Annotated in this window: 10 protein-coding genes; 4 read left to right on the top strand and 6 right to left on the bottom strand. The window is 53.6% G+C overall.

The genetic code is table 11. From position 1 onward, the window contains the following. Positions 1-762: EAL domain-containing protein (locus tag K7H09_RS22615; protein ID WP_230806096.1), on the top strand; the 762-nt coding region annotated here is incomplete at its 5' end. A gap of 7 nt (positions 763-769) precedes the next feature. Here K7H09_RS22615 and K7H09_RS22610 read toward each other — a convergent pair. Further along, positions 770-3,010 (bottom strand): ATP-binding protein, encoded by a 2,241-nt coding sequence (locus K7H09_RS22610; protein WP_041157779.1) that lies wholly within the window; start codon positions 3,008-3,010, stop codon positions 770-772. Positions 3,011-3,028: 18 nt separating this feature from the next. Beyond that, on the bottom strand, positions 3,029-3,547 hold the full coding sequence (locus K7H09_RS22605) for a molybdopterin-dependent oxidoreductase (RefSeq protein ID WP_223828005.1): 519 nt from the start codon (positions 3,545-3,547) through the stop codon (positions 3,029-3,031). Positions 3,548-3,713: 166 nt separating this feature from the next. Between K7H09_RS22605 and K7H09_RS22600 the strand changes: the two genes are divergently transcribed. Together K7H09_RS22600 and K7H09_RS22595 are read left to right on the top strand one after the other, a co-directional pair. Further along, positions 3,714-4,427, top strand: coding sequence for a response regulator transcription factor (locus K7H09_RS22600; RefSeq protein ID WP_230806094.1), 714 nt, complete (start codon positions 3,714-3,716; stop codon positions 4,425-4,427). A 296-nt stretch (positions 4,428-4,723) separates the two neighbouring features. Next, entirely contained in the window at positions 4,724-4,972 is a 249-nt protein-coding gene (locus tag K7H09_RS22595) for a hypothetical protein (RefSeq protein WP_008957723.1), read from the top strand. A 166-nt stretch (positions 4,973-5,138) separates the two neighbouring features. Here the strand turns inward: K7H09_RS22595 and arfA are convergent, their stop codons facing one another. Then, a complete protein-coding gene (gene arfA, locus K7H09_RS22590) occupies positions 5,139-5,288 on the bottom strand; it encodes an alternative ribosome rescue factor ArfA (protein ID WP_008957724.1) in 150 nt (49 codons plus the stop codon). Between the two features lie 110 nt (positions 5,289-5,398). Next, positions 5,399-6,217: a 2,5-didehydrogluconate reductase DkgB gene (gene dkgB / locus K7H09_RS22585; RefSeq protein ID WP_230806092.1), complete on the bottom strand. Its 819-nt coding sequence runs from the start codon at positions 6,215-6,217 to the stop codon at positions 5,399-5,401. A gap of 90 nt (positions 6,218-6,307) precedes the next feature. On the opposite strand from dkgB, the gene K7H09_RS22580 reads away from it, so the two are divergent. After that, complete coding sequence (locus K7H09_RS22580) at positions 6,308-7,567, top strand: MFS transporter (protein WP_230806090.1); 1,260 nt, start codon at positions 6,308-6,310, stop codon at positions 7,565-7,567. A 21-nt stretch (positions 7,568-7,588) separates the two neighbouring features. On the opposite strand, the gene K7H09_RS22575 is transcribed toward K7H09_RS22580, so the two are convergent. Both K7H09_RS22575 and K7H09_RS22570 read right to left on the bottom strand, forming a co-directional pair. Further along, complete coding sequence (locus K7H09_RS22575; protein ID WP_230806088.1) at positions 7,589-9,304, bottom strand: bifunctional protein-serine/threonine kinase/phosphatase; 1,716 nt, start codon at positions 9,302-9,304, stop codon at positions 7,589-7,591. A gap of 68 nt (positions 9,305-9,372) precedes the next feature. Beyond that, positions 9,373-10,182, bottom strand: coding sequence for a formate/nitrite transporter family protein (locus tag K7H09_RS22570; protein ID WP_008957727.1), 810 nt, complete (start codon positions 10,180-10,182; stop codon positions 9,373-9,375). Positions 10,183-10,210 lie beyond the last annotated feature (28 nt).

Below are 10,210 nucleotides of genomic sequence, written 5' to 3'. Positions count from 1 at the left end.
GATGGCAGTGACTTTTTCAGAGCTTCCCTAGCTTTTCAACCCCAAATAAGCCTGCAACAAGGCACTCAACAAGGGCAGGTTATTGGCGTTGAAGCGCTGGTACGCTGGCAAGACCCTCAACGCGGCGTGCTATACCCCGACAGTTTTATACCTCTAGCAGAGCAAAACGACCTGATGCTTCCACTCACTTGGTACGTTATTGAGCTTGCCATGAAGCAGCAAGCCCAATGGTTGTCACAAGGGTGGGACTTAGACGTCTCGATAAATATACCGGCGGCCTTTATTCAAGCAGAAGGCGTACTAGACGCGTTTGATCAACTCACCCAAGCGCATCATGCTGTGCTTAGCAAGATCACCCTGGAACTCACCGAAACAGCGGGGGTTGAGTGCTTGGGCTACGCTAGCTACGTGCTCAAAGCGTTGCGACAACGGGGCTGCAAACTGGCGTTAGATGACTTTGGTACCGGCCACTCTTCGCTGACACAGCTCTATCGGTTGCCTTTCAGCGAGCTCAAAATTGACCGTAGCTTTGTCTCACTGATCGATCAGGACAAAGAAGCACTGGTGATAACAGAGTCGATTGTCGACTTAGGCAAACGCCTGGGACTGACTGTTGTCGCCGAAGGTATCGAAACGTCGGCACAGTTCACTCGGCTTGTTGAAGCCGGGTGCACTGTTGGACAAGGCTACGGTATTGCACACCCGTTAACCGCCGACGCTTTCAACACCTGGTTACGCGAGTACTCACCGTCCGCCCCCTAATAACGCATCAAACGAACATGCTTTCTTGCTCCAAAGCCAGCTTAGTAGTGGCCTCAAGAGCAACTAAACGCTCCAGATAGATCATCAATTCGCTTAATGGGGCTTCTAGCGCTGCTTGCTCCAATTGGCTTGCTTGCTCAGCAATCGCAGCACAGCCTAGAGAGGAAGCGGCACCCTTTAGTGAATGGGCTTCTAGGCACAAGGCTTGTCGATCCTCTGACTGCCAGTAGGCATTCAAGCGAGCGATACGTTCACCAAGCCGTGTTAAAAACGTGGTCAGCAGCGCATCCAGTGCCTTGGGTTCAAAGGTACTTTGCAGCTCTTCGCAAAGACGCTTATCGAGTACTTGAACTGCCCCAGCGCTATCACCCAGCGATTCGGGGCTTTTAATAGGAACGGTAGCGTGAATACTGACAGATTCAACGCTTTCATCATTTAACAGATAGCGGCCAATCACCTGATGCAACTCATCGCGCGTAAAAGGCTTGTGAATCATATCGTCCATGCCGCTTTGAATGCAGCGCTCTCGGTGCTCAGGCATCACATTGGCGGTCATCGCCACTATGGGCAACTTAGGCAGTTGATGCACAGCTTCATAATCGCGCCAGCGTTGGGTGGTTTCCGTGCCATCCAGCTTAGGCATCTGCATATCCATTAACACCAAATCAAATCGACCATGGTCTGCTTTCAACTGATCGAGCGCTTCCTGGCCGTTCTCTGCAACCGATACCTGCTGGCCAAGGCGCTCAAGCATGACGCGTGCCACCGTTTGATTTAGCGGGTTATCCTCTACCACCAAGATATGGTGATGGGAGGGCATTGCTGGCGGGTGTTCACCGCTTTGGTAAATGGCCAAAGGTTCGGTTTCCGGCAGGCTGACGGTGAACCAGAATCGACTGCCGAGCCCCTGCTGGCTGTTAACACCTATCTCGCCCTGCATGGCATCGACCAACCGCTTACAGATTGCGAGCCCAAGCCCCGTGCCTTCGTGACGACGCGCCATTGAGGTATCCACTTGCGAGAACGCCGAGAACAGCTGTGCTTGATCCGCTTCCGCGATACCACAGCCAGTATCGTGTACCTCCATAAGAATATTATCGTCTCCAAGAGGTTTTATCTGGCATTTGACGAACCCCTCTTCCGTGAACTTCAAGGCATTATTGATTAAGTTCATCATGACTTGGCGCAGCCGCGCGATGTCTCCCAGCACATAACGGGGCAGCGCCGGGTCGATAGCGTAACTAAAGGAGACCTTCGCCTTTGGTTCGCGGAGGGTATAGCTTTCACAAAGCTGGTCGATGCATTGGTGAAGATCAAACGGCTGGATATCCAGATCGAGGCGCCCCGACTCAATTTTGGTGTAGTCGAGAATATCGTTGATCACCGCGCGTAGACTCTCCGCACTGCGCTTAAGAGCGGCTAAATAAGTCTCAGCACTTGTTGTTTTAACCTCCTCGCTTAACAAATCCGCCATACCCACGACACCATTTAACGGGGTTCGAATTTCATGACTCATCACCGCCATAAACTCAGATTTTGCCAGACTCGCTTTCTCTGCTTGCCTAGCTACCTCATTTAGCTCTTGGCTCTTGGTTTCTAACGCCTGAGCCTTACGATGACTGGAGCGCCCTTCTAGAATCAGCGCGCGAACCAACATGCCACCTGAAAGCATTAACAGGACAATAAGCAACAGCACCAATCCGTTGAGACTTGTCAATGCGCGGTGTTCCTCACTATGCATATGGGAAACATGGGCGTTGGTTTCGATCAAAATGTTACCGCTGAGTTGCTGTAGCTCAGCCGTTTGCTGCAGGAGGATAGCCGTTAACTCGCTATTTAACTGGGTAGGGTGGTCCCATACCGTTTCGAGTAGGGTTTCCATCTCTAGAATGCGGATGTGAGCTTGTTGAATGACCGCCTCAATATCCTCGAGTTTCGCCACGACTTTTCCTATTTCACCTTGAAAAAAAAGTGATTGTCGGCTGAAGAGAATCTCAAAACGCAGCAACACATCATCAACCGTAGCCTTCCCAGCACTCGTTTCGAATAGCGACAAGCGCAATTCGCGCACCTCTCGATCAAACTGATACCCGGCCCATAACACATTTTCGAGCAACCGCTCCTCCTGCGCATGCTGACGGTTATAAATAACCCCACCGGTGGTTAGCGCTGAAAGAAAAAAAAGGATCGCCGAGAATGTAGCGACCCTGGTACGGCGGGAAAAATAGAACTTAAAAAAAGCCAGCATGATTGCTACTCGGTTATATTACTCAACGTCGATTCGTGTCACCTGCCACACAGAGCGCGAAAATATCTCTTCATCTAGCAGTTCGGGGTGCTGGTCAAAGGGATAAATGACAAATAGCGGCCCCTGATCACGAATTCGCAGCGCTTTGCCGTTTGCCTGCATAGCCAGAATGACATCGTAATTCTCAAAATCGCTGATAGGCACCGTCGCGGCGTACTCATTCAACGCTACCACACGAATATTCTCCCCCTCGGCACCGACGGCTTCCAGGATAGCTCGCCCCAATGGGCCAGAGAAGCGCATCACGCCGTCGTGCCAGGGCGTGCGGGTAATCGTTTCGTGCTGCGCCAAGCCTTCTAGCATCGCTTTATCAAAATGGGCTTCGTCACCCACATTCGTCTGCCCCACCTTTCCACTCACCACCAATATCACCGGGCCTTCAGGTACTTCCAGGGCGATAGTGTGGGTCGACAGCAAGGCAAGTCCTACCGCGACGATGAAAACCACGAATTTAACAACCATAGGGCGACGTATCATGCTGCACCTCGGTGCTGACCGTTGAAAGTGCAGAAATTGTATATCGGCCGTTGGCGGGCTAACTGTGAACCTTTGTGTCAACGCATCATCATCCACTAAACTTAACGCGTGAGCTTGCCGCCTCTACACGGGTGACATTTATAAGACGACAATAAGGGAAATTAGCATGCATATTGGCGTACTTGAAGATGACCTCGACCAACAGGCCTTTATTGAGCAGTGCCTACTAACGGCAGAACACCAAGTCTCGCTGTTTAGTCGCTCTAGCGAGCTTCGCCGGGCGACGCAGCAGCACACCTTTGACCTGCTCATTATCGATTGGCGCCTGCCCGACAGCGACGGCATGGATGTGGTTGCTCATCTTCGCCAGCACGACAGCTGGCATGGGCCAATCCTGTTTATTACCGCCAGCCAGGGCGAAGACGATGTTGTTAAAGCCCTGGAGCGAGGCGCCGATGATTTTCTCGCCAAGCCCCTTCGCCCCAGTGAGCTGATTGCCAGAGTGAGCGCGTTAGGTAGACGCTCTAGCTATGCCACACCGCGCCCTGCACCGGCCTGTCCCGAGATATTTACCCTGCATACCGATGAGCACTACATCAGCGTGGCGGGCGACGCCATTGATTTAACCGAACGTGAATATCGGTTAGCCACGCTGTTTTTCTCTAAAATGGGTGAGCTAATTACCCGTGCGCACTTACTAGAACTGGTGTGGGGCATTAAAGGGGATATTTCGACGCGTACCGTTGACACCCACGTAAGCCGCCTACGCCGCAAGCTGGAACTGGATGGTCGGCATGGCCTGCGTCTACGTAGCGTTTACCAATCGGGGTATCGCATGGAAACTTGCCAGCCCCCCCACCTTGAACAAGTCGCTAAATAGATTGACGCTCATATAAGCATCGGTTAAAACATAAGAGCTCCCCTTTAAGGGGCAGTTCTTTTTTATTAACGAAACGTTTTCAGAGACCTTCTCATGCGCTGGCAAATCCCCGCGACACGAATGAATAAGCTGCATCGCATTATTAATAATGCGGTATCAGCTTATTATTGTCGCGCGCCAGAGATGTAAAGAGGAAATTGGCCGCGGCAAGTGTCGCGGCCATGTTGTTTTATCGTTACCTTTGAGACTCCCTGATCGCGATGTTGCCCGGCCTCCTAACCCAGGAGACCGACCCCATGGCAATCGCAACCATTACCCGCAAACTACTCAGCGCTTTCACCCACTATCGTACCCAGCGGCGCTTTTACGAAGACCCGCGCTTTCATGACCCGCACCTGTTAAAAGATATCGGTTTACGCTGGGAGCAGGGCCAGCTGGTATCCATTCATGGTGTAGAGGAACCAAGTCAGCGCAACCAACGCCATCAGGCTGAAACCCGCGATGCCTACGAAAAATGTCCACACTGTGGGAGTAGGTTGGCATAGCCAACGCCCCGGTCACAGGAAGTGGCCGGGGCGTTTTCAGTGGCGTGCCACGCCTGGCGCGCAATAAAAAAGCCGATCCATTGGATCGGCCAAGCTGATGGGATATTGCACAGTATGGGGAATACTGCGCAGAGATGCCTGGGGAAGGCATCGCCAAAGCGCCGGGTTAGGCGGCTTGGCGATGCCCTCCCAAAGAGTTGCGTCCTTTCCGAGAGTAGCTGCCTTTACCTTTTTTCGGGGTTTGCTGCTGCATTTTAAACATCGGTGTTCGCAGCTGCGCTTTTAAAGCGTTGTCTTTTATCTTGCGCTGTTTCATCGTTTTCTCCATTCTTTTAAAGATGCCTGCCTGGGCAGGCATCTACTACGACACACACTATTAATTGAAGTTCATCGTTTAGCGTTTCAAGTCCTGGTTATTCATTCCTCTTACTCATCCCAGACCGGCGCTATTTCTGGGTTGGCAATACGCTCTTTACGATCCAACTTGGCGATTTCCGTCATCTCGCTGTCGCTCAAGACTAAGTCAAAGGCGGCAATGTTGCTTTGAATATTTCGCGCCTTGGTCGATGAAGGAATCGTAATCATATTGCGCTGTTTTACCCAAGCAAGGGCAATCTGCGCAGGCGTGGCGTTATGCGCATCGGCGATCTGCTTAAGGGTCGGGTCATCCATTACCTTGCCCACGGCCAGGGGCATAAAGGCAGTAATCTGAATGCCATGCTGCTCGCAGTGCTCGGCTAGCTTACGGTTCTGTAAGAAAGGATGAACCTCGATCTGATTGGTGAGAATCTCACCGTTGCCCAGAATGCTGACCGCTTCGTCCACCTGTGCGATGGTAAAGTTGGAAATGCCGATATTGCGCGCCTTACCCTCGGCTTTCACTTCTTTAAGCGCCGTCAGGTAATCGACCATTGGCACTTCGTCCTTAGGTGATGGCCAGTGGATTAACAGCAAGTCGACATAATCAGTGCCCAATTTCTGCAGACTTTCGTCCACGCTGGCTTTCAGCGTGGCGGGCTCCAGCTTATCAAACCACACCTTGGTGGTTAGGAAAATATCGCTGCGTGGCACGCTGCTGTCGCGAATTGCCTCCCCCACACCGGTTTCGTTACCGTAAAACTGCGCCGTGTCGATGTGGCGGTACCCGGCCTCAAGCGCCGCGTGAATACTCTGCTTGAGCGTATCGCCTTCCAGGCGAAACGTACCAAAACCGGGGTTAGGCATCACAGTTTGCATCATTAACATCCTTTTCTATTGATAGCGTGTTAACTAACATGGGGTGGCTACAGCACCACTTCAACCCTTTGCTATTGAAACTCTTACCATGATGACGCCATGACCTTCGCTAACGAAACATCCGCCCGCGACGAAGCGCCCTTACTCCCGCTTCACCGCCAATCAGGCTTTTTAAGTTTTTTGCTGTCGCGATTAGCCGCGGTATTTGCCATGCAGATTCAGGCCATTGTAGTGGCTTGGCAGGTTTACGATATCACCCGGGAACCGATGGCACTGGCCTATGTGGGTTTGGCGCAGTTCCTGCCAATGGTGCTATTGCTGCTACCTGCAGGGGATTTCGTTGATCGCTTCTCGCGCAAACGTATTTTGCAACTTAGCTGGTTGGTGCAAGGGCTATGCAGCGCCCTGCTGCTGACCCTTTCGCTGAATGAAAGTCATAATGTGGGCGGCTATTACGCTGTTCTGGCTCTGTTTGGTGCCGCACGCGCCTTTACCGGTCCTGCCTTACAAAGCTTGCTGCCCAATATTGTGCCCCGGGCGCAGCTTGCCTCTGCGATTGCCTTGAATAGCTCTATCATGAAAATTGCCGTGATCGCCGGCCCGTTATTGGGCGGCATTCTGTATGGGTTAGGCGGTGGCAGCCTTGCCTACGGCGTGTGTTTAGGCTGTTTTATTGCGGCACTTGTGCTGCTGCTCCCGGTGCCCATTCGCTACGCTGAAACCGCCAAAATACTGGAAAGCACTGCCATAAAGCGCTTTACCGCAGGTATTCGTTACATCCGCCATCAGCCGATTATTTTGGGCGCCATTTCGTTGGATCTGTTTGCCGTGTTATTGGGTGGCGTCGTGGCGCTACTGCCTATCTACGCCCAAGAAGTGCTGCACGTTGGGCCGGAAGGGTTAGGCGCGCTGCGTAGCGCTATTGCGGTGGGCGCCCTCCTAATGGGGCTCTACTTAGGCATCCGCGGCATTCAGCGCCGCGCCGGGTTGGTAATGTTTATGGCAGTGGCGATTTTTGGCATTGCGAATCTGGTGTTCGCCTTTTCAACGATTTTTTGGCTCTCCCTGATAGCCATGTTGGTGGCGGGCGCCGCCGATATGATTAGCGTCTACGTGCGCATGACGCTGATTCAGCTTGCCACCCCAGATGAGATGCGCGGCCGCGTGAATGCCGTCAACATGCTGTTTATCGGTTCCAGCAATGAGCTAGGCGAGTTCCGCGCGGGCAGCATGGCGGCAGGGTTTGGCGTAGTGCCGGCGGCCATTATTGGCGGCGTGGGCACTTTGGCGGTGGTCGGCGCCTGGATGAAGCTGTTCCCAACCTTGCGCCGGGTTGACCGTTTTGACGATGCGCGCTGATAACACTCCATCCCACCATCCTTAACGCACTAACAGAGCAATCACCACAATAGCCAGCGCTAGCGATACACCCTTCCAGAACAGCACCGGATCACGTTCCAGCAGCGGTAACTGGGCACGTTTCAGCACTTCTTGGCTTGGCGAGCGTAGCTCGAAAATAAACTCCGAAAGTGCCGAAAAACGTTTGTGGGGATTGGAATGTAATGCCTTTTTGAGCACCTCATCTACCCAAGCGGGCAGTTCACGGTTCTCGCTAAGCGCCGATTGGTAGGCAAGCTTATGTTGCGCTGCCCGAGTGCGGGTTTTGGCCACCTCGGTGCCATAGGGCAGCGTGCCGGTTAGCATCTGATAGGTAATCACTGCCAGTGAGTACTGATCCGAACGGGGCGTGCCTCCTTCACCCAGAAAATACTCCGGCGCGGTGTACTGGACAGTGCCTAGAATATCGTCGCTAGCCGCCCCGACCTCTTCGGCAAGGCCCGCCACCTTGGCAGCGCCAAAATCGATCAGCTTCACCGTTCCGTGGCTATCGATCATGACGTTATCGGGGCGTAAATCCTGATGCAGCATTTCCAGGCGATGAAAGGCGCGTAGCCCCTTGGCAATCTGCTCGACGATGGGACGAACGCTGGCTAATTCGGCGTTGGGGTGGTCACGCATCCACTGGGTCAGGGTTTGCCCTTCGATATACGCCAGCACGGTGTAAAGGTAGCGGCGAGGGCGCTCTTGGGCGGGGGCTTTAAGCACGTGCTGATTATCGATGCGTCGGGCAATCCACTCTTCGCGCACAAACCGCTCGATACTCGCCGAGTCTTGGCTTAGCTCGGTTGAGAGGGTTTTAAGTGCCACCTTCTCGCCACTCGCTACCTCTTCCGCCAGGTAGACATGGCTGCGGCTGCTGGCATGCAGTTGACGCACAATGCGGTAGCCATCCAGCTCACTTCCTGCGCGCAATTCAGACGGTGACGGCAGTGTGCCCAGCGCCGCGTAGAGTTCATTAGCGTGGCGCTCAGGCAGCGAATCAATGCGCACAATTTGCACGGTGAGGTTGTCATCGCTGCCATGATCGATGGCAGCCGCGATTAGCGCCTCAGCCGCCGCATCGAGATCGCCCCAATGGGCATGAATCAGCGCGGCCATTTCAGCGCCGGTTAGCCACTCATAAACACCGTCGGTAGTGAGTACAAACACATCGCCCTCACTCAGCGATACGGCGCAATAATCCAGCTCCAGGTGCTGGCTGGCCCCCATGGCGCGGCTTAAATGACTGACTTCCCGGGATGCCCAGAAGCGATGATCCTCGGTCAGTGGCTCCAGCGTATTGCCGGCGAGCTGATAGATACGGCTATCGCCAACGTGAAACAGGTGCGCAGTGGTGGATTTAATCACCACCGCGCTGAGGGTACACACATAGCCACGATCCAGGTTATAGCGATACTGGCTCTGCCGGGTTTGGGCATAAAGCCATGCATTGGTGGCCTGCAGCACCCGCTGGGCGGAGGTTTTAACCGCCCAGGTGGCGGGGGTGGCGTAGTAGTCTGTTAAGAAACCGCCCACTGCTGCTTCGCTCGCTTCCCGGCTCACTTCGCTGCTGCTGATCCCATCCGCTAACGCGATCGCAATCCCTTTGGTGGCGCGCTGGGAGTCGCTGGGTAAATAAGCGCCGTAAAAATCCTGATTACTTGGCTTGCGCCCTTTATCAGAGTGCTGGCCGAGCGAAATGGTCAGCGCTGCCATTATGCTTCCCCTAAAAAAGCCTCCGCCGGAGCGAAGGCTTGGTTAATGACAAACTGCTGCCTATCAGATCATAGGGCTTTTTGCGGCGCGGTACGCACGTGGGTGGTGTAGAGAGTCAGGCCAGTTAGCGCTAGGCCACCGATCAAGTTACCCAGCACTACCGGAATTTCGTTCCAGATCAGGTAATCCATAATCGAGAAGTTACCGCCCATCATCAGCCCAGATGGGAACAGGAACATGTTGACCACCGAGTGCTCAAAGCCCATACCGAAGAACAGCATAATCGGCATCCACATGGCAATGACCTTACCGCTCACCGTGGTTGAGATCATTGCCCCCACTACCCCCAGCGACACCATCCAGTTGCACAGTATGCCGCGAATAAAAATCGTCGCCATGCCGCCAGCGCCATACTCTTTATAACCAACCGTGCGCCCTTCGCCCACTTCACCAATGACCCGCCCCACTTCGCTGGGTTCGGTGCTAAAGCCGTAGGTGAACACAATCGCCATGAGAAAGGCGACCGTTAATGCCCCACCAAAATTACCGATAAACACAATACCCCAGTGCTTGAGAATACGATTAATCGTCACCCCAGGTCGTTTATCCAGCCACGCCAGCGGCGTTAACACAAACACCCCGGTCAACAGATCAAAGCCCATTAGATAGAGTATCGAGAAACCCACCGGAAACAGGATGGCGCCGATAATCGGGTAGCCGGTTTGCACCGCTACGGTCACCGCAAACACCGCCGCGATGGCCAAAATAGCCCCCGCCATAAAAGCGCGAATCAGCGCATCACGGGTAGACATGTGAAGCTTGGCTTCGCCAGCATCGACCATCTTGGTAGCAAATTCAGCAGGCAATAAGTAGGACATAGAGAGCTTTTCCTTGGTAGCTGGTTGT

This window comes from Halomonas sp. IOP_14 (genome assembly GCF_021021315.1).
Classification (GTDB): Bacteria; Pseudomonadota; Gammaproteobacteria; order Pseudomonadales; family Halomonadaceae; genus Vreelandella; species Vreelandella titanicae.
Note: the sequence above shows the minus strand (reverse complement) of the source record. Positions and strands in the feature narration are given on the sequence as shown.

Coding starts and splice junctions, on each gene's coding strand:
- K7H09_RS22610 (WP_041157779.1), bottom strand. CDS start 3,010: ATGCTGGCTTTTTTTAAGTTCTATTTTTCCCGCCGTACCAGGGTCGCT.
- K7H09_RS22605 (WP_223828005.1), bottom strand. CDS start 3,547: ATGATACGTCGCCCTATGGTTGTTAAATTCGTGGTTTTCATCGTCGCG.
- K7H09_RS22600 (WP_230806094.1), top strand. CDS start 3,714: ATGCATATTGGCGTACTTGAAGATGACCTCGACCAACAGGCCTTTATT.
- K7H09_RS22595 (WP_008957723.1), top strand. CDS start 4,724: ATGGCAATCGCAACCATTACCCGCAAACTACTCAGCGCTTTCACCCAC.
- arfA (WP_008957724.1), bottom strand. CDS start 5,288: ATGAAACAGCGCAAGATAAAAGACAACGCTTTAAAAGCGCAGCTGCGA.
- dkgB (WP_230806092.1), bottom strand. CDS start 6,217: ATGTTAATGATGCAAACTGTGATGCCTAACCCCGGTTTTGGTACGTTT.
- K7H09_RS22580 (WP_230806090.1), top strand. CDS start 6,308: ATGACCTTCGCTAACGAAACATCCGCCCGCGACGAAGCGCCCTTACTC.
- K7H09_RS22575 (WP_230806088.1), bottom strand. CDS start 9,304: ATGGCAGCGCTGACCATTTCGCTCGGCCAGCACTCTGATAAAGGGCGC.
- K7H09_RS22570 (WP_008957727.1), bottom strand. CDS start 10,182: ATGTCCTACTTATTGCCTGCTGAATTTGCTACCAAGATGGTCGATGCT.